At 51.4% G+C, this 25,211-nt stretch carries 17 protein-coding genes and 6 pseudogenes; 5 read left to right on the top strand and 18 right to left on the bottom strand.

All coding sequences use genetic code 11. The features are described 5' to 3' along the window. Window positions 1–7: 7 nt before the first annotated feature. Both glpG and glpE read right to left on the bottom strand, forming a co-directional pair. Complete coding sequence (gene glpG, locus C1P89_RS21520) at window positions 8–838, bottom strand: rhomboid family intramembrane serine protease GlpG (RefSeq protein WP_000928722.1); 831 nt, start codon at window positions 836–838, stop codon at window positions 8–10. Window positions 839–882: 44 nt separating this feature from the next. Next, window positions 883–1,209, bottom strand: a complete 327-nt coding sequence (gene glpE, locus C1P89_RS21515) for a thiosulfate sulfurtransferase GlpE (protein WP_000371928.1) — start codon at window positions 1,207–1,209, stop codon at window positions 883–885. A 189-nt stretch (window positions 1,210–1,398) separates the two neighbouring features. On the opposite strand from glpE, the gene glpD reads away from it, so the two are divergent. Further along, entirely contained in the window at window positions 1,399–2,904 is a 1,506-nt protein-coding gene (gene glpD / locus C1P89_RS21510; RefSeq protein WP_000448138.1) for a glycerol-3-phosphate dehydrogenase, read from the top strand. A 51-nt stretch (window positions 2,905–2,955) separates the two neighbouring features. On the opposite strand, the gene C1P89_RS21505 is transcribed toward glpD, so the two are convergent. Both C1P89_RS21505 and C1P89_RS21500 read right to left on the bottom strand, forming a co-directional pair. After that, the gene (locus tag C1P89_RS21505; RefSeq protein WP_000589359.1) at window positions 2,956–3,561 is read right to left on the bottom strand and encodes a hypothetical protein; all 606 of its coding nucleotides are present in this window, start codon (window positions 3,559–3,561) and stop codon (window positions 2,956–2,958) included. 2 nt (window positions 3,562–3,563) lie between these two features. Beyond that, window positions 3,564–3,986, bottom strand: a pseudogene (locus C1P89_RS21500) (hypothetical protein); the annotation flags it as partial. 57 nt (window positions 3,987–4,043) lie between these two features. On the opposite strand from C1P89_RS21500, the gene C1P89_RS21495 reads away from it, so the two are divergent. Then, window positions 4,044–4,741, top strand: a protein-coding gene (locus C1P89_RS21495) for an IS1-like element IS1A family transposase (RefSeq protein WP_237158176.1) whose coding sequence is annotated in 2 segments (ribosomal slippage) — window positions 4,044–4,293 and window positions 4,293–4,741 — 699 coding nt in all. Because the reading frame shifts where the segments join, the coding sequence is not laid out codon by codon here. Window positions 4,742–4,756: 15 nt separating this feature from the next. Here the strand turns inward: C1P89_RS21495 and C1P89_RS21490 are convergent. The 3 genes and pseudogenes from C1P89_RS21490 to C1P89_RS21480 form a co-directional block, all read right to left on the bottom strand. Further along, a pseudogene (locus C1P89_RS21490) lies at window positions 4,757–5,107 on the bottom strand (hypothetical protein); the annotation flags it as partial. Window positions 5,108–5,109: 2 nt separating this feature from the next. Beyond that, on the bottom strand, window positions 5,110–5,820 hold the full coding sequence (locus C1P89_RS21485; protein WP_000424543.1) for a YbbD family protein: 711 nt from the start codon (window positions 5,818–5,820) through the stop codon (window positions 5,110–5,112). 15 nt (window positions 5,821–5,835) lie between these two features. Further along, window positions 5,836–6,084, bottom strand: a pseudogene (locus tag C1P89_RS21480) (phosphate ABC transporter substrate-binding protein); the annotation flags it as partial. 56 nt (window positions 6,085–6,140) lie between these two features. Here C1P89_RS21480 and C1P89_RS21475 point away from each other — a divergent pair. Further along, window positions 6,141–6,838, top strand: a protein-coding gene (locus tag C1P89_RS21475) for an IS1-like element IS1A family transposase (RefSeq protein ID WP_094096600.1) whose coding sequence is annotated in 2 segments (ribosomal slippage) — window positions 6,141–6,390 and window positions 6,390–6,838 — 699 coding nt in all. Because the reading frame shifts where the segments join, the coding sequence is not laid out codon by codon here. Window positions 6,839–6,852: 14 nt separating this feature from the next. Here C1P89_RS21475 and C1P89_RS26375 read toward each other — a convergent pair. Next, window positions 6,853–8,118: pseudogene (locus C1P89_RS26375) on the bottom strand (PstS family phosphate ABC transporter substrate-binding protein); the annotation flags it as partial. A gap of 173 nt (window positions 8,119–8,291) precedes the next feature. On the opposite strand from C1P89_RS26375, the gene C1P89_RS21465 reads away from it, so the two are divergent. After that, window positions 8,292–9,638: an IS4-like element IS4 family transposase gene (locus C1P89_RS21465; protein ID WP_000483769.1), complete on the top strand. Its 1,347-nt coding sequence runs from the start codon at window positions 8,292–8,294 to the stop codon at window positions 9,636–9,638. A 46-nt stretch (window positions 9,639–9,684) separates the two neighbouring features. Here C1P89_RS21465 and glgP read toward each other — a convergent pair whose 3' ends face one another. The 6 genes and pseudogenes from glgP to asd all read right to left on the bottom strand — a co-directional run bounded on the left by glgP (window position 9,685) and on the right by asd (window position 20,428). Further along, a complete protein-coding gene (gene glgP / locus C1P89_RS21460; RefSeq protein ID WP_000993449.1) occupies window positions 9,685–12,132 on the bottom strand; it encodes a glycogen phosphorylase in 2,448 nt (815 codons plus the stop codon). Between the two features lie 18 nt (window positions 12,133–12,150). Then, the gene (gene glgA, locus C1P89_RS21455; protein ID WP_001197643.1) at window positions 12,151–13,584 is read right to left on the bottom strand and encodes a glycogen synthase GlgA; all 1,434 of its coding nucleotides are present in this window, start codon (window positions 13,582–13,584) and stop codon (window positions 12,151–12,153) included. Beyond that, window positions 13,584–14,879, bottom strand: a complete 1,296-nt coding sequence (gene glgC, locus C1P89_RS21450; protein ID WP_000253975.1) for a glucose-1-phosphate adenylyltransferase — start codon at window positions 14,877–14,879, stop codon at window positions 13,584–13,586. The genes glgA and glgC overlap by 1 nt, the downstream gene beginning before the upstream one ends. Window positions 14,880–14,896: 17 nt before the next feature. Beyond that, complete coding sequence (gene glgX, locus C1P89_RS21445; protein WP_000197379.1) at window positions 14,897–16,870, bottom strand: glycogen debranching protein GlgX; 1,974 nt, start codon at window positions 16,868–16,870, stop codon at window positions 14,897–14,899. Continuing rightward, window positions 16,867–19,053 (bottom strand): 1,4-alpha-glucan branching enzyme, encoded by a 2,187-nt coding sequence (gene glgB / locus C1P89_RS21440; RefSeq protein ID WP_001283723.1) that lies wholly within the window; start codon window positions 19,051–19,053, stop codon window positions 16,867–16,869. Before glgB ends, glgX begins: the two co-directional genes overlap by 4 nt. A gap of 272 nt (window positions 19,054–19,325) precedes the next feature. Continuing rightward, a pseudogene (asd, locus tag C1P89_RS21435) lies at window positions 19,326–20,428 on the bottom strand (aspartate-semialdehyde dehydrogenase). Window positions 20,429–20,619: 191 nt separating this feature from the next. Here asd and yhgN point away from each other — a divergent pair. After that, entirely contained in the window at window positions 20,620–21,213 is a 594-nt protein-coding gene (gene yhgN / locus C1P89_RS21430) for an NAAT family transporter YhgN (RefSeq protein WP_001002544.1), read from the top strand. Between the two features lie 45 nt (window positions 21,214–21,258). On the opposite strand, the gene C1P89_RS21425 is transcribed toward yhgN, so the two are convergent. From C1P89_RS21425 to C1P89_RS21410, 4 genes and pseudogenes are all read right to left on the bottom strand, one after another. Continuing rightward, window positions 21,259–22,554, bottom strand: a complete 1,296-nt coding sequence (locus C1P89_RS21425) for a DNA-processing protein DprA (RefSeq protein ID WP_014334076.1) — start codon at window positions 22,552–22,554, stop codon at window positions 21,259–21,261. Next, window positions 22,461–22,655: pseudogene (locus C1P89_RS26530) on the bottom strand (hypothetical protein); the annotation flags it as partial. The gene C1P89_RS21425 and the pseudogene C1P89_RS26530, both read right to left, overlap by 94 nt. Before the next feature lie 15 nt (window positions 22,656–22,670). Next, window positions 22,671–23,368 (bottom strand): IS1-like element IS1A family transposase gene (locus C1P89_RS21415; protein WP_094096600.1). Its coding sequence is split into 2 segments (ribosomal slippage): window positions 22,671–23,119 and window positions 23,119–23,368, totalling 699 coding nucleotides; the frame shifts between segments, so codons are not numbered across the junction. Window positions 23,369–23,396: 28 nt separating this feature from the next. Continuing rightward, window positions 23,397–25,208 carry a helicase-related protein gene (locus C1P89_RS21410; protein WP_005140413.1) on the bottom strand — a complete coding sequence of 604 codons (1,812 nt, stop codon included), beginning with the start codon at window positions 25,206–25,208 and terminating at the stop codon, window positions 23,397–23,399. Window positions 25,209–25,211 lie beyond the last annotated feature (3 nt).

The raw sequence follows: 25,211 nt of genomic DNA, 5'->3' as shown, positions 1-25,211 counted from the left end.
CCTGGAATTATTTTCGTTTTCGCGCATTGAGCGAATCAACAAAAGCCATCGCTAAACCCACGGCTAACCCGGCGATGTGTGCTCCGTTCGCCATCGACATCCCAAACAAATCAAACCATCCGGCGACAATCCAGATCAGCGCAAAGATAATTAACCCACGTTGCAGGTAAATGCCACTTTGCGGATCGCGTTCACCACGTAGCCAGACGTAGCCCATCAGCGCATACACCACGCCAGAAAGCCCGCCAAACCACGGCCCGCTGAATTTTTGCTGCACATAGCCGCTTAACAGGGCGCTAATGAGAGTAATAACAATTAGCTTACCGCTACCGAGGCGTTTTTCCACCGCACCGCCGAGATACCACCACCAGAGCAGGTTAAAGAGGATATGCATCAGCGAGAAGTGCATTAACGCGTGGGTGAAGTAACGCCAGAACTCAAATTTCAGTGCTGGATCGAATGGCCAGGCCAGCCATAACATCACTTCCTGATCGCCGAGAATTTGCATGGCAATAAACACCACCACGCAGGCGATCATCATCACCCAGGTCACCGGACCTGCGCGTTCACGCAAGGCGGCAAAGAAAGGATAACGGCGATAATGCAGGCCACTGCCGGTATGGCCTGCCTGCCAGCTGGCCGCCAGATAACGCGGATCTGCCGGGTTTTCGAGAAAACGCGCCAGCTCCGCCCGTACGCGCTCGGCCTGGGACTCATCCGCCAGCCAGACATCGCTTTGGTTATGTTGTTGAATCGTGAGGATAACACCCTGCGTCGCCATGTAATCAACAAACGCCTGCGCCACGCGGGGGTTAGCAAAAGAGGTAATCATCAACATCGTTGCTGTCGCTTATTCCACACAAAAGGGGACAGTATAAAGCGTTACGCGCCGTACGCCACCTCTGCGGGAAACTGACGTTGCCAGGCTTCAAAGCCGCCGTCAATGCTATAGACCACATCGTAGCCCTGTTGCAGCAGATACTGCGCCGCGCCTTTGCTGCTATTGCCGTGATAACACATCACCATCACCGGAGTGTCAAAGTCGTTATCACGCATAAACGCGCCCAGCGTGTCGTTGGTTAAATGGAAAGCCTGCACCGCATGCCCCATAGCGAAACTCTGTGGATCGCGAATATCGACCAGCACCGCCTCTTTTTCCTGCAACTTCTGGTGCGCGTCGGCAACGTTAATACATTCGAACTGATCCATGCGTCTCTCTTTCTTTACAAACAAGTGGGCAAATTTACCGCACAGTTTACGTCGAAGCGGCAGATAAACGCCATAATGTTATACATATCACTCTAAAATGTTTTTTCAATGTTACCTAAAGCGCGATTCTTTGCTAATATGTTCGATAACGAACATTTATGAGCTTTAACGAAAGTGAATGAGGGCAGCATGGAAACCAAAGATCTGATTGTGATAGGTGGCGGCATCAATGGTGCTGGTATCGCGGCAGACGCCGCTGGACGCGGTTTATCCGTGCTGATGCTGGAGGCGCAGGATCTCGCTTGCGCGACCTCTTCCGCCAGTTCAAAACTCATTCACGGTGGCCTGCGCTACCTTGAGCACTATGAATTCCGCCTGGTCAGCGAGGCGCTGGCTGAACGTGAAGTGCTGCTGAAAATGGCTCCGCATATCGCCTTCCCGATGCGTTTTCGCCTGCCACATCGTCCGCATCTGCGCCCGGCGTGGATGATTCGCATTGGTCTGTTTATGTACGATCATCTGGGTAAACGCACCAGCCTGCCGGGATCAACTGGTTTGCGTTTTGGCGCAAATTCAGTGTTAAAACCGGAAATTAAGCGCGGATTCGAATATTCTGACTGTTGGGTAGACGACGCCCGTCTGGTACTCGCCAACGCCCAGATGGTGGTGCGTAAAGGCGGCGAAGTGCTTACTCGGACTCGCGCCACCTCTGCTCGCCGCGAAAACGGCCTGTGGATTGTGGAAGCGGAAGATATCGATACCGGCAAAAAATATAGCTGGCAAGCGCGCGGCTTGGTTAACGCCACCGGCCCGTGGGTGAAACAGTTCTTCGACGACAGGATGCATCTGCCTTCGCCTTATGGCATTCGCCTGATCAAAGGCAGCCATATTGTGGTGCCGCGCGTGCATACCCAAAAGCAGGCCTACATTCTGCAAAACGAAGATAAACGCATTGTGTTCGTGATCCCGTGGATGGACGAGTTTTCCATCATCGGCACCACCGATGTGGAATACAAAGGCGATCCGAAAGCGGTGAAGATTGAAGAGAGTGAAATCAATTACCTGCTGAAAGTGTATAACACGCACTTTAAAAAGCAGTTAAGCCGTGACGATATCGTCTGGACCTACTCCGGTGTGCGTCCGCTGTGTGATGATGAGTCCGACTCGCCGCAGGCTATTACCCGTGATTACACCCTTGATATCCATGATGAAAACGGCAAAGCACCGCTGCTGTCGGTATTCGGCGGTAAGTTGACCACCTACCGCAAACTGGCGGAACATGCGCTGGAAAAACTGACGCCGTATTATCAGGGCATTGGCCCGGCATGGACGAAAGAGAGCGTGCTGCCGGGTGGTGCCATTGAAGGCGACCGCGACGATTACGCAGCTCGTCTGCGCCGTCGCTATCCATTCCTGACTGAATCGCTGGCGCGTCATTACGCACGCACTTACGGCAGCAACAGCGAGCTGCTGCTCGGCAATGCGGGGGCGATAAGCGACCTCGGGGAGGATTTCGGTCATGAGTTCTACGAAGCGGAACTGAAATACCTGGTGGATCACGAATGGGTCCGCCGCACCGACGATGCCCTTTGGCGTCGCACAAAACAAGGCATGTGGCTGAATGCGGATCAACAATCTCGTGTGAGTCAGTGGCTGGTGGAATATACGCAGCAGAAGTTGTCGCTGGCGTCGTAAGGATGATGCCCGGTTGAAGTGCAACCGGGCTATTTGGATTCCTTAGACTATTCATTGTAAATAATTGAATAACGGCCCCTGAGCTAAAATCGCCAAACTTAAGCACGTTACCCAATCGCCCCACTTCTTCCTCTGGTTTCTATTTTTTCTGCACCAATGGCAATAATATCCCAATGCAAAACCAAGCTGTGCACTAATCGGGCCGACAAAATCAGTCCAAGGCTGCGGCCAAAAAGGGGAAAAATTCAGGGGAGGCCAGACAAACGTCAGAAAGAAATTTCGGATATTTTCCAGCAACGCTGATTTCTCTGGAGAAATATAAAGAATGAAATTCGAGAGAATTAACCAGAAATAGACCGGCGAAAAGACCAGCCAGCAATGCAGTCTGTTTTTTAATTCAGGAGGCGTTCTGCGGGAGAATTGCCAACCGATGCCAGCCATTACACTGAAAAAAAGTGCATATTCAACCATTAACTCAAGTTGTAATTCCTGAAGAGAAATACGCACAACCAGGAGCGGAAAGGAGAATATTATTTCTGCCAGAAAAGTTAACGTGAATATAAGCACGGCTAAGACAATAACCGTCGGCCATACCAATAATGGCACGATAACAAAACCGAGAATTACAGGGGGAATATAAAGCCGGAATTTAATCATTTTTATTTTCCTGGTGATTCGGATGATGCGTCATACATCGCGCATAAACACTCATCAATTATCCAGTCATCTTCCCAGACCTGATATTCTGTCATTGGTTCGGGCTGTTTTAGCGGGTTCTCAATCGCTTGCCGCGCTCTTTCTTTCAGTAAAGGATGATTATTTCTAGCCCAGGCATTGATTTGGGTGGTAATGGCGTTATCGATATCGTCCTGGTTATCTCTGATATAATCCTCACAATATCTGTTCAATAAACAGGCAAGAGAAACGGTCGACCAAAAGCCGGGAACTGAATTAATGGCATCCAGCAATGGCGCAAGAGCGATATCGGCACGGAAAAACATTTCCAGCATATACTGTAATTCGACAGCTTCATCGCCGGATACCCAATCAGTCATATACTGGCAGGCAAATCGCTGTAAAATTGGGTGATGCTGCCAACTTACTGATTTAGTGTATGATGGTGTTTTTGAGGTGCTCCAGTGGCTTCTGTTTCTATCAGCTGTCCCTCCTGTTCAGCTACTGACGGGGTGGTGCGTAACGGCAAAAGCACTGCCGGACATCAGCGCTATCTCTGCTCTCACTGCCGTAAAACATGGCAAATGCAGTTCACTTACACCGCTTCTCAACCCGGTACGCACCAGAAAATCATTGATATGGCCATGAATGGCGTTGGATGCCGGGCAACTGCACGCATTATGGGCGTTGGCCTCAACACGATTTTACGTCACTTAAAAAACTCAGGCCGCAGTCGGTAACCTCGCGCATACAGCCGGGCAGTGACGTCATCGTCTGCGCGGAAATGGACGAACAGTGGGGCTATGTCGGGGCTAAATCGCGCCAGCGCTGGCTGTTTTACGCGTATGACAGTCTCCGGAAGACGGTTGTTGCGCACGTATTCGGTGAACGCACTATGGCGACGCTGGGGCGTCTTATGAGCCTGCTGTCACCCTTTGACGTGGTGATATGGATGACGGATGGCTGGCCGCTGTATGAATCCCGCCTGAAGGGAAAGCTGCACGTAATCAGCAAGCGATATACGCAGCGAATTGAGCGGCATAACCTGAATCTGAGGCAGCACCTGGCACGGCTGGGACGGAAGTCGCTGTCGTTCTCAAAATCGGTGGAGCTGCATGACAAAGTCATCGGGCATTATCTGAACATAAAACACTATCAATAAGTTGGAGTCATTACCTAAAATTGCCCGTTCATCCGCACGCCAGTTTTCTTTGTTGGCAAGGTTGATACGGCGCAGAGAAAAAACTACGTGAATATTGTCAAAATGCCCCTGTGCAACAAATTCCAGTAAACGCGGCAGAAAATAGCGGACCTCATCGCTATTTTGCGGATCAGGCCCTGGGCTACTATTCCAGGCATTGATTAAGGAATACGGGATCGCTCGTAACGATGTACTCCGTAATGCCTTTTGTTCCTGCTGACTCAGGCAATATTCACAACAAACCACAAATTTCTGCGGCACCCGATAACGACGAAAGGTGTGATAAATCTGCTCAATTAATGCCTGCATGGCGGGGCTGGGTTGCATAGTTACCCCCTCGCCCGCTGATCGCGTGTAAACGGTTGATAGACAAAACGAGCATTCGCCGCGTTCAGGCGAATAAGGGCGCTACGCGAAAGGGAAAAGCTGGGGCGAATGCAACTATTGCAGTCTCGACAGCTTTCCTCTGCGCAATTTTCCACTGAGTAATGACGCGTGTAGAGTTTCAGTTCGGCCTGCTTATCGCGAAATCCGCGTAAACTGTTATTGTTATGAAATTTCCAGGCATCTTTAAAGACCTGAAAGATATAGACATCCTCAATCCAGGAGTCACATTTTTTAAGCGGGCGCTTTGCTATTATCACCCGCTCATCCGGATTTAGCATCGCCGTAAATTGTACGGTGACGTCATTTGTCGTGTTCAGGTCACATTGAACATCTGGTACATCACTGATATAGGGGTCAAATCCAAAATCAGCACCACAGGCACAAAGACGGCTAATGGTGGCGGTATCGAGGGAAAATCCCGGCCATACCTTGCTGGAGGTTAAGCCAATATTTAATGTGACATCATATCGAAGCAATCCCTCAAGACCGTCAGCACCGACGAACTTTTCCCCTTCATCCAAGGCCTGGTTAATAAGTTGCTGAACAATGCCTTCATCCCAGTATGCCGATTTGCAGTTGGCAATCGTAATATCCACGCCTGTGAAGGGATCAGTACCGGCAAGGCTTGCAAATAATGTATTAACTAATTCCATTTTTATTATCCAGCTTTAAGGTAGCGTCTTATACATCGGGACATAACCTACATCTTCCACCAAACTCTGTCCCTGCGGCGTTAAAAACCACTCCAACAATTTTTGTGTCTCTGACGTCGTATTTTCCCGCGTTACCATAAAGGCATCGACGATATAGGGATATTTGCCGTTGCGAATGTTTTCGGCAGTCGGTGCAATACCGTTAATCGCTAGCAGTTTTATATTTTTATCGGCGTTCATTTGTGTTGCGTAATAACGGAAGGTGGGTGATGCTGCCAACTTACTGATTTAGTGTATGATGGTGTTTTTGAGGTGCTCCAGTGGCTTCTGTTTCTATCAGCTGTCCCTCCTGTTCAGCTACTGACGGGGTGGTGCGTAACGGCAAAAGCACTGCCGGACATCAGCGCTATCTCTGCTCTCACTGCCGTAAAACATGGCAACTGCAGTTCACTTACACCGCTTCTCAACCCGGTACGCACCAGAAAATCATTGATATGGCCATGAATGGCGTTGGATGCCGGGCAACTGCACGCATTATGGGCGTTGGCCTCAACACGATTTTACGTCACTTAAAAAACTCAGGCCGCAGTCGGTAACCTCGCGCATACAGCCGGGCAGTGACGTCATCGTCTGCGCGGAAATGGACGAACAGTGGGGCTATGTCGGGGCTAAATCGCGCCAGCGCTGGCTGTTTTACGCGTATGACAGTCTCCGGAAGACGGTTGTTGCGCACGTATTCGGTGAACGCACTATGGCGACGCTGGGGCGTCTTATGAGCCTGCTGTCACCCTTTGACGTGGTGATATGGATGACGGATGGCTGGCCGCTGTATGAATCCCGCCTGAAGGGAAAGCTGCACGTAATCAGCAAGCGATATACGCAGCGAATTGAGCGGCATAACCTGAATCTGAGGCAGCACCTGGCACGGCTGGGACGGAAGTCGCTGTCGTTCTCAAAATCGGTGGAGCTGCATGACAAAGTCATCGGGCATTATCTGAACATAAAACACTATCAATAAGTTGGAGTCATTACCCGGAAGGTGTAACCTATTGCGTTGTTTGTATTACGGTATTCGGCAACGACTTTAATCATTCCCTCCATCATACTTGCCACTTCTGTTTCCTGCGGCGAGATCATGCGGACATTTTTCATGACCTGGGATTGCATCACCGTCTGGCTACCAGAGTCTTCCGGGCGTTGCCAGGTCTGGATCTCCTGATCGTTACCGCCAACAGTACGCCAGTTGGTAATTGCACCACTGAAGATGTCACGCACCTGTTGTTCAGTCAGGGAATTAACCGGATTATCCGCATTGACGATGAAAACAAACGCTTCACGGGCAAAAGGCGTGTACAGCAAAGTAACGCCCGATTCCTCAGCGCGTTTTTTCTGCCCACCGGAAGATTGCGCCACAAAAATAATATCAGCATCACCTTTAACAATCCTGTTATACGCATCGGGGGTACGAGAGCTCTCCAGATATTCCCTGGTGTGAAAATCTTCCGGTATAACGCTTAAAGCATAAAATGCAGAGGCATAAATTGGGTACGCCGCCGTAGCACCATCGAGTCGCGGCCAGTTTTGCGTAAACTGAATTTGCGGTTTACCACGCAGTGGTGTCAGTTGATTATTGAGTTTATCGGGTCGCCAGGCCCAGGTATCAATATTTTCGCGCACACCGACACCGGGATTGAGCTGTTTATATAAATAACCCTGATAACCAGCGACAAAACCAAGCATGAGAAGGATAAACAGGAGGGAATTACGGCAACGTAGCCCGGATGTACCGGTTAAAGGATGTCTGGTTGGCCGGCCGTACCCCAGCGAAAAACTGATATGCGCGCCAACGGGTATAATGACTATCCACCAGTACTCACCTCCGACTACTGAGACTAACAAAACGCCCAGCCAGGGGAGCATAAGATCAGCCAACCAACCCGATCCCATCTGGTGAAATTGATAATCTGCCAGATGCAGCGCGATTATCCAGCCAACCAGGATTAATAAACCGGGTACTAAAAAAAGACATTGTCGCCAGACGGCTATTTCTCTTTTTTCTGGTGCACTATCGCCTGCCCATACTCGCCCCGAGAAAAATAGCATTAATGCGCCCAGCGCCAGCATAAAAATGTTGAGCAGAAGGTAACTTGTTGGCGTGATAAGGATATTACAAACTTCAATAATACCGGCAAGTCCGACACCCAGCATAGCAACAACCGCCGCCAAAAATTGCGTCAGTATGGGGATGCCGAAAAAAGTCATTACCAGCGAGGACAAAATCCATTTTCTGTTTTGCATTATTCTTTCCATTCTTTTTGAATGGTGAAATTATACTCCCCGAGTCCCCTTGCCCCTTCTGGACACTTTTCCGAAATGATGGCGGAAAAAAACGGGACCCTTTGGCCTAATGCCGATCAGTTAAGGATCAGTTGACCGATCCAGTGGCTGTGTAAGAATCCGGAAACGCTCACTTGTTTCCGGATTTTTTTATGCACATTGGACAGGCTCTTGATCTGGTATCCCGTTACGATTCTCTGCGTAACCCACTGACTTCTCTGGGGGATTACCTCGACCCCGAACTCATCTCTCGTTGCCTTGCCGAATCAGGTACTGTAACGCTACGCAAGCGCCGTCTTCCCCTCGAAATGATGGTCTGGTGTATTGTTGGCATGGCGCTTGAGCGTAAAGAACCTCTTCACCAGATTGTGAATCGCCTGGACATCATGCTGCCGGGCAATCGCCCCTTCGTTGCCCCCAGTGCCGTTATTCAGGCCCGCCAGCGCCTGGGAAGTGAGGCTGTCCGCCGCGTGTTCACGAAAACAGCGCAGCTCTGGCATAACGCCACGCCGCATCCGCACTGGTGCGGCCTGACCCTGCTGGCCATCGATGGTGTGTTCTGGCGCACACCGGATACACCAGAGAACGATGCAGCCTTCCCCCGCCAGACACATGCCGGGAACCCGGCGCTCTACCCGCAGGTCAAAATGGTCTGCCAGATGGAACTGACCAGCCATCTGCTGACGGCTGCAGCCTTCGGCACGATGAAGAACAGCGAAAATGAGCTTGCTGAGCAACTTATAGAACAAACCGGCGATAACACTCTGACGTTAATGGATAAAGGTTATTACTCACTGGGACTGTTAAATGCCTGGAGCCTGGCGGGAGAACACCGCCACTGGATGATACCTCTCAGAAAGGGAGCGCAATATGAAGAGCTCAGAAAACTGGGTAAAGGCGATCATCTGGTGAAGCTGAAAACCAGCCCGCAGGCACGAAAAAAGTGGCCGGGACTGGGAAATGAAGTGACAGCCCGCCTGCTGACCGTGACGCGCAAAGGAAAAGTCTGCCATCTGCTGACGTCGATGACGGACGCCATGCGCTTCCCCGGAGGAGAAATGGCGGATCTGTACAGTCATCGCTGGGAAATCGAACTGGGATACAGGGAGATAAAACAGACGATGCAACTGAGCAGGCTGACGCTGAGAAGTAAAAAGCCGGAGCTTGTGGAGCAAGAGCTGTGGGGTGTCTTACTGGCTTATAATCTGGTGAGATATCAGATGATTAAAATGGCGGAACATCTGAAAGGTTACTGGCCGAATCAACTGAGTTTCTCAGAATCATGCGGAATGGTGATGAGAATGCTGATGACATTGCAGGGCGCTTCACCGGGACGTATACCGGAGCTGATGCGCGATCTTGCAAGTATGGGACAACTTGTGAAATTACCGACGAGAAGGGAAAGGGCCTTCCCGAGAGTGGTAAAGGAGAGGCCCTGGAAATACCCCACAGCCCCGAAAAAGAGCCAGTCAGTTGCTTAACTGACTGGCATTAGACCCTTTGGCCCCGTTCTATTTATTGGTGAACTTACAATCTCACCGGATCGATATGCCAGATATGATCGGCGTACTCTTTGATAGTACGGTCAGAAGAGAAGTAGCCCATATTGGCAATGTTCAGCATCGCTTTTGCGGTCCACTCTTCCTGAAGCTCGTAGAGTTCGTCGACTTTATCCTGACAATCGACATAGCTGCGATAATCCGCCAGAACCTGATAGTGATCGCCGAAGTTGATCAGCGAATCAACCAGATCGCGATAGCGACCCGGATCTTCCGGACTGAATACACCGCTGCCGATTTGCGTCAGCACCTGATGCAGCTCCTCATCTTTCTCGTAGTATTCACGCGGTTTGTAGCCCTGACGACGCAGTTCTTCCACTTCTTCCGCTGTGTTACCAAAAATAAAGATATTGTCAGCACCGACATGATCCAGCATCTCGACATTCGCACCGTCCAACGTACCGATAGTCAGCGCACCGTTAAGCGCAAACTTCATGTTACTGGTGCCGGAAGCTTCCGTCCCTGCCAGCGAAATCTGTTCAGACAGATCTGCCGCCGGAATGATCAACTGCGCCAGGCTAACGCTGTAGTTCGGGATGAACACGACTTTCAGCTTATCGCCAATCTGCGGATCGTTGTTGATCACTTTCGCTACGTCATTGATCAAATGAATAATGTGCTTCGCCATGTAATAGGCCGAAGCCGCCTTACCGCCAAAAATATTCACGCGCGGTACCCACTTCGCATCCGGGTCGGCCTTGATGCGGTTATAGCGGGTAATCACATGCAACACATTCATCAATTGACGTTTGTATTCGTGAATACGTTTGATTTGTACATCGAACAACGCCTTTGGATTCACCACCACATTCAGCTGCTGGGCGATATACTCTGCCAGACGCTTTTTGTTCTCCAGCTTCGCCTGATGCACAGCGTGATTAACCATTGGGAAATCACAGTGTTGTTGCAGCTCATTAAGCAGGCTAAGGTCGGTGCGCCAGTTACGGCCCAGGTGTTCGTCCAGCACGGCTGAAAGCGATGGGTTCGCTACCGCCAGCCAGCGACGCGGCGTCACACCGTTGGTGACGTTGGTGAAACGACCCGGGAAGATTTTCGCAAAGTCGGCAAACAACGATTGCACCATCAGATTAGAGTGCAGTTCCGATACACCGTTAACTTTGTGGCTCACAACAACCGCCAGCCAGGCCATACGCACACGACGACCGTTGGATTCATCAATGATCGACGCCCGTCCCAGCAGATCGGTATCGTTCGGATACTGTTCCTGCAAGGTTTTCAGGAAATAGTCGTTGATTTCAAAGATGATCTGCAGGTGACGCGGCAGAATTTTACCCAGCATATCAACCGGCCAGGTTTCCAGCGCCTCGCTCATCAGCGTGTGGTTAGTGTAGGAGAAGACCTGACAACACACCTCAAACGCGTCGTCCCAGCTAAATTGGTGCTCATCGATCAGCAGACGCATCATCTCAGGAATCGACAGTACCGGATGGGTATCATTGAGATGAATCGCGATTTTATCCGCCAGGTTATCGTAGGTTTTATGCAACTGATAATGGCGGCTTAAAATGTCCTGAATGGTCGAGGAAACCAGGAAGTATTCCTGACGCAGGCGCAGCTCACGCCCGGAGTAGGTGGAGTCATCCGGATACAGTACGCGAGATACGTTCTCGGAGTGGTTTTTATCTTCCACTGCCGCGAAGTAGTCACCCTGGTTGAATTTACCGAGGTTAATTTCGCTACTGGCTTGCGCACTCCACAAACGCAGCGTGTTGGTCGCGTCGGTGTCGTAACCAGGGATTATCTGATCGTAAGCGACTCCCAGAATCTCTTCGGTTTCAATCCAGCGCGTTTTTTTACCTTCCTGCTGAATGCGACCGCCAAAACGGACTTTATAGCGCGTGTTGTGGCGTTTGAATTCCCACGGGTTACCGTATTCCAGCCAGTAGTCTGGCGACTCTTTCTGGCTACCGTTAACGATGTTCTGCTTGAACATACCGTAGTCATAGCGGATGCCGTAACCGCGCCCCGGCAACCCTAACGTCGCCAGAGAATCAAGGAAGCAAGCCGCCAGACGTCCCAGGCCACCGTTACCGAGGCCTGGGTCATTTTCTTCATCAATCAGCTCTTCGAGATTTAACCCCATCGCTTCCAGTGCGCCCTGTACATCTTCGTAAATTCCTAGCGACAACATGGCGTTGGAGAGCGTACGGCCAATCAAAAACTCCATCGACAGGTAGTAAACCTGACGTGTTTCTTGCGACAACTGGGCACGGTTTGAACGTAACCAGCGCTCCACGAGACGATCGCGCACAGCAAATAACGTTGCGTTCAGCCATTCATGTTTATTGGCGACGACCGGGTCCTTTCCAATCGTAAACATCAGCTTGTAAGCGATAGAGTGCTTAAGAGCTTCTACGCTAAGCGTGGGCGATGAATATGTAAACGGAGCATTCATATAGGCGTTTCCTGAAAACTATTTCAAGCGATAGTAAAGCTCACGGTACGACTTCGCCGCGACCTGCCAGCTAAAATCCATTGCCATAGCCTGACGTTGCACAAACCGCCACAGTGAAGGACGGGACCACAGTACAAAAGCACGCCGAATAGCCCGTAACAGCGACCAGGCATTATTATCTTCAAAGACAAACCCACTGGCGACGCCATCTGCAAGGTTCTCAAGAGAACAGTCAGAAACCGTATCAGCAAGCCCACCGGTGCGCCGCACTAACGGCAGCGTACCGTACTTCAATCCATAAAGTTGCGTTAAGCCGCACGGTTCAAAACGGCTGGGCACCAGAATGACGTCCGCGCCGCCCATAATGCGATGCGAAAATGCTTCGTGATAGCCAATCTGAACGCCCACCTGACCGGGGTATTCCGCTGCCGCCGCAAGGAAACCTTCCTGCAGCACCGGATCGCCCGCGCCGAGTAGCGCCAGCTGCCCGCCCTGCTCCAGAAGACCCGGTAAGGCTTCCAGCACCAGGTCGAGACCTTTCTGGCTGGTCAGACGGCTCACCACTGCAAAAAGCGGCACTTTATCGTCAACCTTAAGCCCCATTGCGATTTGTAACTGGCGCTTATTTTCCGCTTTATCTTCCAACGTATCGCGGGTGTAGCGCGAGGCCAACAGTAAGTCCGTCTCTGGACTCCAGATTTTCTCGTCCACGCCGTTCAGTACGCCGGAAAGACGCCCTTCACGATGACGCTGTTGCAACAGACCTTCCATACCGTAGGCAAACTGCGGTTCGGTGATCTCGCGAGCGTAGGTTGGACTGACCGCCGTAATGTGATCGGCATAGTACAGACCGGCCTTCAGGAAAGAGATTTGTCCGTTGAATTCCAGCCCATGAATATTAAAGAATGACCATGGCAATTGGATGTCATTCATGTGATGTGCATAAAACATGCCTTGATAGGCCAGGTTGTGCACAGTAAACACCGACTTCGCAGGACGCCCGCGCGCCGCCAGATACGCAGGCGCAAGGCCTGCATGCCAGTCGTGCGCATGCACCACATCAGGACGCCAGAATGGGTCAAGCCCGCTGGCCATTTCTGCCCCAACCCACCCCAGAAGCGCAAAACGCAATACGTTGTCGGTATAGGCAAATAAGTTGGTATCGTGATACGGGCTTCCCGGACGATCATAGAGATGCGGCGCGTCAATCAGGTATATGCCAACCCCGTTGTAATGACCGAACAACAGCGTGATATGTCCGGCGAAGGTATCACGACGGGATACTACCTGCGCATCGGTCACGCCACGGCGAATATCGGGAAATGCAGGCAACAGTACGCGAGCGTCAACGCCGTCTGCGATTTGTGCTGCGGGTAATGCCCCAATAACATCAGCCAGACCGCCGGTTTTAAGCAGCGGGAACATCTCTGAACATACATGTAAAACCTGCATTATCGCTCCTGTTTATGCCCTAACTTCCGTAGCATTTCGCGCGTTACCAGCACGATGCCTTCTTCTGAACGATAGAAACGACGTGCATCTTCCTCTGCGTTTTCACCAATCACCATGCCTTCCGGAATAACACAAGCACGATCGATGACGCAGCGGCGCAGACGGCACGAGCGACCTACCCATACTTCCGGTAACAATACGGCGGAATCAATGTTGCAGAATGAATTCACGCGAACGCGCGAGAACAGAACGGACTGCACCACCACCGAACCGGAGATCACACAGCCGCCGGATACCAGTGAGTTAAGGGTCATCCCGTGGCTACCGGAGCGATCCTGCACGAATTTCGCTGGCGGTAATGATTCATTGTAGGTGCGAATTGGCCAATTGCGATCGTACATATCCAGTTCCGGCACCACAGAGGCCAGATCGAGGTTCGCTTTCCAGTAAGCTTCCAGCGTACCCACATCGCGCCAGTACGGCTCGGCATCCGGGTCGGATTGTACGCAAGAGAGCGGGAACGGGTGCGCATAGGCCAGACCGGCTTCGGTGATCTTGGGAATCAAATCTTTGCCAAAGTCGTGGCTGGAGTTCTCATCACGATCGTCTTCTTCCAGCAGTTCATACAGATAGTCGGCGTCAAAGACGTAGATACCCATACTCGCCAGAGATTTGCTCGGATCGTTCGGCATTGACGGTGGGTTAGCAGGTTTTTCAACGAATTCGATAATTTTATCGTTCTCATCAACCGCCATAACGCCAAATGCGGAGGCTTCTTCAATCGGTACTGGCATACAAGCAACGGTGCAACGTGCGCCTTTTTCGACGTGATCGATAAGCATACGCGAGTAGTCTTGCTTGTAGATATGGTCGCCCGCCAGGATCACCACGTATTCCGCTTTATAACGGCGGATAATGTCGAGGTTTTGGGTGACCGCATCTGCGGTGCCGCGATACCAGTTTTCCCCTTTCATTCTCTGCTGTGCTGGCAGCAGATCGACAAACTCGTTCATTTCTTCATTGAAGAATGACCAGCCGCGCTGAATGTGCTGCACCAGAGTGTGGGACTGGTACTGGGTGATCACGCCCATACGACGGATCCCAGAGTTGATGCAGTTAGACAGCGCAAAGTCAATAATGCGGAACTTACCGCCGAAGTGTACGGCCGGTTTTGCTCGCTTATTGGTTAAATCCTTCAGGCGGGTACCACGTCCTCCCGCCAGTATCAGGGCAACAGATTTCAATGGCAGCTGGCGCGCCAACATTAAGTGATCGTTCTTCTCTAAACTAACCATGACTAACTCCTTTTTTATCATCTCTGGAACACACACAATCCGTGTGCAGGTCCCTGCCAGACAGCCGTAATCACTGGGTTATCCTCTCCAGCGAATGGGGGAATGGCGTGCCACTCCCCAGCAGGTAAAACAATCTCTGTTACCTCAAGCGTGGCGTTAATTGCGATCAAAAAGCGATCCGAGAGCAGAATTTGCAGCTGTTTCGGCCCGTTTTGCCACTCATCCGTGCTTAAAGGTTGAGCATATCGATTTAGCCAACGGACATTGCCGTCGCCTTCTTCCCACCAGCGATTCTCCACCAAAGCGGGAATGCGCTTGCGCAGATGGATTAACGCGGCGGTAAATGCGGTTAAACCACTGCTTGCCTGCGACCAGTCCAACCAGGTTAATTGGTTATCCTGACAGTAGGCATTGTTATTGCCATGCTGGCTGTGACCGTGTTCGTCACCGGCCAGTAACATCGGCGTACCCTGGGAGAGCAACAACGTTGTTAACAGGGCGTGAATACTGTCGCGCCGCCGTTCAACCAGGTCAAGAGAACCGCCTAACCCTTCTTTACCATGATTGTTACTGTAATTGTTGTTGGTCCCGTCGCGATTTTCTTCTCCGTTTGCTTCATTGTGTTTATGGTTGAAGCAAACGCAGTCGCGAAGCGTAAAACCGTCATGCGCAGTGACGAGATTAATCGCGGCACTCGGCAGACGACCATTACGTTTAAAAACATCGCTGGAGGCAGCAAAACGCCCGGCAAACGCCCCCAGAGGCAAATCATAATGTAGCCAGAAACGACGGGCAGCATCGCGGAAATGATCGTTCCACTCGGCAAACAGCGGCGGGAAATTTCCCACCTGATAACCACCAAGGGCGATATCCCACGGTTCAGCAATTAACTTCACCTGCGAGAGCACCGGGCAGTTCTGGATAGCGGTAAACAACGGCGCATCCTGACGGAACTCTGGCGTACGGCCCATGACTGCCGCCAGATCAAAGCGGAAACCATCGACGTGACAGGTTTCTACCCAATAACGCAGGCAGGCGCAGGCATAATCCACCACCGCCGGATGACTCAAATTGAGCGTGTTGCCACAACCGGTCCAGTTGTGATAATCGCCGTCTTCTCTTATCCAATAATAGCTACGGTTGTCGATCCCACGCAGCGAGAATAACGGGCCGTCGAGGTCCAGTTCCGCACTATGGTTGAGCACGATATCAAGAATGACTTCGATACCCGCTTTATGCAGTGCTTTGATTGCATCGCGAAACTCATGCAGCGCCGTTTCTGGCGAGCAGGCATACGCCGGATGCAGCGCAAACATCGCCACCGGGTTGTAACCCCAGTAGTTACTTAGCCCCATGCGTTGCAGACGTGGTTCACTGGCAAACTGCGCCACCGGCAGCAGTTCCAGCGCGGTAATGCCCAACTGTTTCAAATAGTTGATCATCACCGGATGCCCGAGGGCTTTATAAGTGCCACGGATCTCGACCGGGATCTCCGGGTGCAGGTACGTTAATCCTTTAACATGGGCTTCATAAATGATGGTGCTGCCCCACGGCGTGCGCGGCGGGGCATCATCTTCCCAGTCATAGTGATCAACCACCACTACGCATTTCGGCGCAATGGCGGCGTTGTCGCGATAGTCAGGTTCATTATGACCGGCGTGCAGCAGCGGGTTATCTTTGAATTCCCCTTCAATTTGCCGCGCGCAAGGATCAATCAACAACTTCGCCGGGTTAAAGCGATGCCCCTCGGCGGGTTGCCAGGGGCCATGAACGCGATAACCATAACGCAAACCCGGGCGCGCATCCGGCAGATAACCGTGCCAAATGTCGCCACTGTGCCCTGGCAAGTCATAGCGATGTTCCTGGCCATTGGCGTCAAAGACACACAGCTCTACCCGCTCGGCATGAGCGGAGAAAAGTGTGAAGTTGACGCCCTGACCGTCGTAATGCGCGCCGAGGGGAGCGGGTTTGCCAATGGCGAGTCGTGTCATTCTGCCTCCCGAACCAGCCAGATAGTGGCCAGCGGTGGTAGTGTCAGGCTTAGTGAATGCTGACGACCGTGGCTGGCAATCTCATCGCTGTGTACCGTGCCGCCATTGCCTGCATTACTGCCGTGATAGTGCATGGAATCGGTATTGAGGATTTCACGCCATTTGCCTGGCTGATTAATGCCGAAGCGATAATCATGACGCGGCACCGGCGTAAAGTTACTGGCAACGATAATTTCGTTACCCTCTTTATCGCGACGCACAAAGATCAGCACCGAGCGTTCTTTGTCATCCACCACCAGCCATTCAAAGCCGTACGGGTCAAAATCCAGTTCATGCATTGCTTTATGGTGGCGGTAGGTGAGGTTCAGATCGCGCACCAGACGCTGGACACCGTGGTGCCAGTTATCGCCGCCTTCCAACAGATGCCAGTCGAGGCTGGCGTCATGGTTCCACTCACGGCCTTGGGCAAATTCGTTCCCCATGAACAGCAGTTTCTTGCCCGGGAATGCCCACATCCAGCCATAGTAGGCGCGCAGGTTAGCGAATTTCTGCCATGCGTCGCCCGGCATGCGGTCGAGAATCGATTTTTTACCGTGGACCACTTCATCATGCGACAACGGCAGGACGAAGTTTTCAGTGTAGTTGTAGAGAATCCCGAAGGTGAGTTTATCGTGATGATACTGACGATAAACCGGGTCGAGCTTCATGTAGTCCAGGGTGTCATGCATCCAGCCGAGGTTCCACTTGTACCAGAAGCCCAGACCGCCCATATCCTGCGGACGAGAAACGCCAGGGAAATCGGTAGACTCCTCAGCCATTGTCACCGCACCGGAAACCTGCTCACCAAGAATACGGTTGGTATTACGCAAGAATTCAATCGCTTCAAGATTCTCGCGCCCGCCAAATTCGTTCGGGATCCACTCCCCCTCTTTACGGCTGTAGTCGCGATAAATCATTGACGCCACCGCATCGACGCGCAGCGCATCAATACCAAAACGTTCAATCCAGTAAAGCGCGTTACCGACGAGGAAGTTACTGACTTCACGGCGACCATAGTTGTAGATCAGCGTATTCCAGTCCTGATGATAGCCTTCGCGCGGATCGCTGTGTTCATACAAGTTCGTGCCATCAAATTCGGCAAGCGCAAAGTCATCGGTCGGGAAGTGGCCTGGCACCCAGTCGAGAATCACGTTCAGACCCGCTGCGTGTGCGGCATCAATGAAATAACGGAAGTCGTCGCGAGTACCAAAACGGCGGGTTGGTGCATACAGGCCGGTTGGCTGATAACCCCAACTGCCATCGAAGGGATGCTCGTTAATGGGCAGTAGTTCGAGGTGGGTAAAGCCCATCCATTTAGCATAAGGCACCAGTTGATCGGCCAGCTCGCGGTAGCTCAACCAGAAATTGTTATCGGTGTGGCGACGCCAGGAGCCCAGGTGAACTTCATAAATAGAGATTGGCGCATCAAACTGATTCGCTTTTTTGCGCTCTTCAGTCTGTACAACCTTTTCCGGCAGCCCGCAAATAAGAGACGCGGTTTCCGGGCGCATTTGCGCTTCGAAGGCATAAGGGTCGGACTTCAGACGCAAGTTGCCATTGGCATCAATCATCTCGTATTTATAGAGCTGACCGTTATGCGCCCCAGGGATAAACAGTTCCCAAATGCCGCTCTCTTTACGCAGGCGCATCGGGTGACGGCGACCGTCCCAGTAGTTGAATTGCCCAACCACCGAGACCCGACGGGCGTTTGGAGCCCAGACAGAAAAACGCGTACCTGTGACGCCATCCATAGTATCTGCATGCGCGCCTAAGGTTTCATACGGGCGCAGGTGAGTACCTTCAGATAATAGCCAGGCATCCATTTCCTGGATTAGCGGACCAAAACGGTAAGGATCATCAATCAGGTTTTGCTGACCATGCCAGACAACAGCCAACTGATAGCGGAAAAAATTCTTACGTCGCGGAATGACGCCGCTAAAGAATCCCCGTGAGTCGAGACACTCCAGTTTTGCGAGTTTGCGCCCGGTTTTCGGTTCAATCACCCACACATCGGTAGCGTCGGGTAAAAGGGCACGGACTTCCAGTCCCGCGGTGGTTTTATGCATTCCCAGTACGGAAAAAGGATCCGCAAAATGGCCTGCAATTAGCGCGTTAATCACGTCTCTATCGATACGATCGGACATGCTTGTCTTCCTGTTTTATTGTGTCACCCCATCCAATTGGATTTTTGACTTCTGGTTGTGACATTTTTTTGACCTGAACGGCGCAGCACTCTGTGCATCCTCTCTGCGTCGTCCTCACTTCAGGTAAGGCTGTGAATACTCATGTATTCAGCCACCCTTAAAGAATAGCCAATGCTCTATTTAACTCCCGGTAAATCATGAAACATCTGCGCTTACTCCTGTATTACGCACTAACAGGGGCGGCATCGCGCCCCAGATTTAATGAATAAAGATTACGCCAGTTGACGAAGCATCCGACGCAGCGGCTCCGCGGCCCCCACAGCAGCTGGTCGCCCACGGTAAAGGCTGACAGGAACTCTGGTCCCATATTCAGCTTACGCAGGCGGCCTACCGGCGTGGTCAGCGTGCCGGTAACGGCAGCTGGGGTTAGCTCACGCATAGTGATTTCCCGATCGTTCGGAACGACTTTCGCCCACGGATTGTGCGCAGCCAGCAGTTCTTCGACGGTCGGAATAGACACATCTTTTTTCAATTTAATAGTGAATGCCTGGCTGTGGCAGCGCAATGCCCCGACACGCACACATAAACCATCTACCGGAATTACGGAAGATGTGTTGAGGATCTTGTTGGTTTCCGCCTGCCCTTTCCACTCTTCGCGGCTCTGACCGTTATCGAGCTGTTTGTCGATCCACGGAATCAGGCTACCCGCCAGCGGCACGCCAAAGTTATCCACCGGCAGCTCACCGCTACGGGTTAAGGTTGTGACTTTGCGTTCGATATCGAGAATAGCAGAGGACGGGGTCGCGAGTTCATCTGCCACATGGCCATACAGATGGCCCATCTGGGTTAATAACTCACGCATATGTCGCGCACCACCGCCGGAAGCGGCCTGGTAGGTTGCAACGGACACCCAATCAACAAGATCATTGGCGAATAAACCACCCAACGACATCAACATCAGGCTTACGGTACAGTTACCGCCAACAAAAGTCCTGATGCCATTATTTAATCCGTCGGTAATGACGTCCTGATTGACGGGGTCAAGAATGATGATGGCGTCATCTTTCATGCGCAGAGACGATGCTGCGTCAATCCAGTAACCTTGCCATCCGCTTTCACGAAGCTTTGGATAGATTTCGTTGGTATAATCGCCGCCCTGACAGGTCACAATGATATCGAGGGCCTTTAGCGCCTCCAGATCAAAGGCATCCTGAAGTGTGCCAGTGGTTCCGCCAAAAGACGGCGCAGCCTGGCCAAGCTGAGAAGTAGAAAAGAAGACAGGGCGAATGGCGTCGAAGTCGCGCTCTTCAACCATGCGTTGCATGAGAACGGAGCCGACCATACCGCGCCAGCCGATAAAACCAACATTTTTCATAAGCGTTTTTTCCTGCAAAGATGTGTGCTGTATAAATGTGCCGGTCTCCTCTTGGCACATCTTTCACCATACAAAAAGCAGCCAAAGTCGCAAGTGAAATTAATCAATGATAGCGAAGCCATCAGTAATGCGACTTATCCTGCTTTGTTAGCACGCAGAAAGTCCGCGGCAATTATCAGGGAATTTGAGTTATGAATGAAATCATTTCTGCAGCAGTTTTATTGATCCTGATTATGGATCCGCTCGGAAACCTGCCTATTTTCATGTCCGTACTGAAACATACTGAACCGAAAAGACGGCGGGCAATCATGGTGCGAGAGTTGCTTATTGCTCTCCTGGTAATGCTGGTGTTCCTGTTTGCGGGTGAGAAAATTCTGGCATTTCTCAGCCTGCGAGCAGAAACCGTCTCCATTTCTGGCGGCATCATTCTGTTTCTAATCGCCATTAAGATGATTTTCCCCAGCGCTTCAGGAAATAGCAGCGGGCTTCCGGCAGGTGAAGAGCCATTTATCGTGCCGTTGGCAATTCCGTTAGTCGCCGGGCCGACTATTCTCGCCACGCTGATGTTGTTGTCTCATCAGTACCCGAATCAGATGGGACATCTGGTGATTGCTCTGCTGCTGGCCTGGGGCGGCACCTTTGTCATCCTGCTACAGTCTTCGCTATTTTTACGTCTGCTGGGCGAGAAAGGGGTGAACGCACTTGAACGCCTGATGGGATTGATTCTGGTGATGATGGCAACCCAGATGTTCCTCGACGGCATTCGAATGTGGATGAAGGGGTAAGGTTCAAACAGGTGCTGCACACAACCAGACGCGGCACCTGTTTTATTACCTGAACTGATAATGACCTTCGCCCAATCGGATAACCCTTCCCTCTTCTTCTGCGCGGTTCAGCCACACACTAATTTGTTCGATGGTTAAACCAGTACAAGACGCCAGCCTTTCAATACTTATCGATTCCTTTGCAAGGATCGCCAGTTCCGCCACAAAGAGTTGATAAAAATCGACAGGCGTATACGCGGGCATTACTGCGTAATTTGCGTCATCTTCATGCAGCGAAAACAGTTCTGGTTGAGCGTTACGGAGTGCTCTGTCATACATCAGCCCAGGAACGTCTGGCAGTCTGATCGTCACATTCTCAGCCTGTTCAGCACTCCATGACGCCCCATTTTCTACTAATCGTGAATTGGCTGATTGCATATCCTGATTTGGTTTAACCTGCACAGGCAGCCACTGATGTTTTAATGCCTCCATCGCCCCGGTTATCGTTCCACCGGTCATTCCCGCACGTACAACCATTGCGCTTTCAGCAAGGCAATAAATATATTTATTTCGCGCCATCGCATTGCCGACGGTGAAACGTACCTCTGGGTAAAACGGCGAAATCAACACCAGGTTGCCTGCTATAAGCCCTTCACGCCATTTCACTAACGTACTCGTTTTTAACAAGCTATCAGCTAATACGCCAACGGCAGTTCCCCCGGCCTCCAGTGCCGACGCCATTGCACATTCATCAATACCTCGCGCACCACCAGAGATAACGCAAATCCCCTGTTGGGCCAGTTTCGCGGCCAGTTGTTGGGTATAGCGCAAATCGTCAGTCGGAGCATCTCGCGAGCCAACAATCGCCATACCTTCCGCTTGCAGTAATGCTTTATTCCCGCAGCCAAATAAAACGGGAGGTGCATCCGTTCGCAATCGGTTTTTCAAGCGAACGGGATAATCAGCATCTCCGCGGGTTAAGATCCATAAACCGGCGCGTTGCCACTTATCTACCGCCAACACCAGACTATGACCACGCGCCAGCAAGCCAAGAATACGCTCCTGAGAAATACGCGGATCGCTCCAGCCTGTAAGTTTCTCTTGCGGTTGCGGCACCAGAAGCTCGGCGGGACTGATACGTTGGTGCTTCAGCCATAATGCAAACTTCCCCCATTCACTATTACTAAGAGGTTTATACTCACTCGCCGCCGCGCGAGAAAAATCGCTGGTTAGCAGGAGAGTTGCTTGTGCATTGGCTGAAAGATTCATCAATTTTTTACCGAGGTAGAAGCAAGGGCAAGAGGATAAACCGTCGGGCAACCTGCCTGGCGTAACAGTGCTGTCAGAACTGTCAGCGTCCATGCAGAATCCACGATATCGTCAACCAGCAACGCCGGACCAGGCATCAAAGGAGGGGTAATAACAAACGCCCCGTCGAGATTTTGACACTGGTGGAAACGGTTGGTAATGACTCCAACTTATTGATAGTGTTTTATGTTCAGATAATGCCCGATGACTTTGTCATGCAGCTCCACCGATTTTGAGAACGACAGCGACTTCCGTCCCAGCCGTGCCAGGTGCTGCCTCAGATTCAGGTTATGCCGCTCAATTCGCTGCGTATATCGCTTGCTGATTACGTGCAGCTTTCCCTTCAGGCGGGATTCATACAGCGGCCAGCCATCCGTCATCCATATCACCACGTCAAAGGGTGACAGCAGGCTCATAAGACGCCCCAGCGTCGCCATAGTGCGTTCACCGAATACGTGCGCAACAACCGTCTTCCGGAGACTGTCATACGCGTAAAACAGCCAGCGCTGGCGCGATTTAGCCCCGACATAGCCCCACTGTTCGTCCATTTCCGCGCAGACGATGACGTCACTGCCCGGCTGTATGCGCGAGGTTACCGACTGCGGCCTGAGTTTTTTAAGTGACGTAAAATCGTGTTGAGGCCAACGCCCATAATGCGTGCAGTTGCCCGGCATCCAACGCCATTCATGGCCATATCAATGATTTTCTGGTGCGTACCGGGTTGAGAAGCGGTGTAAGTGAACTGCAGTTGCCATGTTTTACGGCAGTGAGAGCAGAGATAGCGCTGATGTCCGGCAGTGCTTTTGCCGTTACGCACCACCCCGTCAGTAGCTGAACAGGAGGGACAGCTGATAGAAACAGAAGCCACTGGAGCACCTCAAAAACACCATCATACACTAAATCAGTAAGTTGGCAGCATCACCGAAACGGTTTTGCTGCATTTTCTGCGGTGGATTGTCCACGACTTTTTCAATGGCATCAATAAAAGGTAAGCCAAGTTTCGCCGCCAGTCGCCGGGCAAAATCAGGAACCAGGTCGAGGTGCTTTAATGAAGGAACGCAGCATACCCAGGTTGGTTCAGGATGCGGATTCCAGCGTTGGCGAACCATTTCCGCACATGCCTCCACCAGCTCATCACTGAATCGCCCCGTTTTTTTCTCCTGTGCTACCTGCTTTCCCCACCCGGAATCTCCCCAACGAGAAAGGACTCGCCCCGTAGATCCTTGTAAACCCGCAGGCAAGTTCCCTTTAAATCCGTATTGCGTAAAAGCTCCAGATGCTACCTGTTTATTGAGATTTAATGGCAGGTCAGCGTGTTTAATAAATAAATTTGCCGCATGGAGTAAGCCGCTATCAATATCGGGCGACAACAACGGATGCTGAAGACAACTGCTACATTTACCACAACGTTCGGCACTTGGCTCATCGAGTGCGCGGCGCAGAAATTGCATTTTGCACTCCTTGGTCGTGATATAGCTTTCAACATCTGCCAGCTCATTTTTTCTCTGATTCATCAAATGGTTAATTCGTTCATGGTCAGGAGAGAAACTGACGATAGTTCTGCGCCATAATTTCTCGGTATACACCACAGGCGATGGATTTTCAGCTACCAATAATTTCAGTGCTTTTTCTATTTGCCCATAACGGAGATTCGTCCGTTGTTCAATGCCTCGTAGGGTAAGACCGTCATTCTCGCTAAGTACGTTGAGTATTTCATGAATTTGCGCCTCCGCAGGAAAGGCGCTTTCACGGAAGAATTTATGAATAGCGCGGTCTTCACCACCACAAAGCAATATGCCAACTGCGGAATCTATAGCACGCCCGGCACGCCCTACCTGTTGGTAGTAACCGACAATAGACCCCGGCATTTGATAATGAATGACGAAACCTAAATCAGGTTTATCAAACCCCATACCTAATGCCGTCGTCGCGACCAGCACTTTGATTTTATTTGCCAGCAGCGCCTGCTCCAGATATTCCCTGGCAGTATTAGAATCTTCCGCGCCTTCACAAGTCACGCCGCTGTAGTAAGCAAATGCACTGATACCATTTGTCCTTAACCACTCGGCGACAAGTTCGGCATCGCGAGTAGTCAGGGTATAAACAATTCCCGATTTGGAAAACTGAGGGATAACCGTTGCTAACCATGCCAGACGGGATGACTGTTCACCTAAGACTAAGGCATCAAGCGCCAAACTTTCGCGAGCCAGCGTTCCACGCTGAATCACAATGTCACCCAATTGCTGACGGATATCCTCAACGACACGATTATTCGCTGTCGCGGTTGTACCCAGAACAGGGGTATTCGCAGTTTCAAGAAAATCCTGATTCGCCAACCGTTCAGGTGAAATCAGCAGACAATCTACACCACCCCGCAGCAACTTATCGCTAATGCGCTGCCATTCTTCCCTGTTTGTAGAATTCAACGTTTCAGCCGTAATACCTAACCGTTCAGCGGCGGCAACCTGGTTACGCATCAGGGCAAGCAAAGGAGAGATGATAATTGTCGGGCCAGCGCCGCGATCGCGGAAGATTTTACTGGCGATGAAGTACACGGCACTTTTCCCCCAGCCAGTGCGTTGGACAACCAGCAGTTTTCGCCGCTGATTAACCACCGCATCTATAGCTTCCCATTGCCCTTCCCTGAAAGTAGCGCTGGTGTTACTTAACATCCGCTGTAACAGCAATTCAGCTCCGTGTTTCTCCATCAT

The sequence above is a fragment of the Shigella sonnei genome (assembly GCF_002950395.1).
In the GTDB taxonomy this organism is placed as follows: Bacteria; Pseudomonadota; Gammaproteobacteria; order Enterobacterales; family Enterobacteriaceae; genus ECMA0423.
The sequence above is the reverse complement of the archived record's forward strand: the minus strand, read 5'-3'. Positions and strand labels throughout refer to the sequence as shown.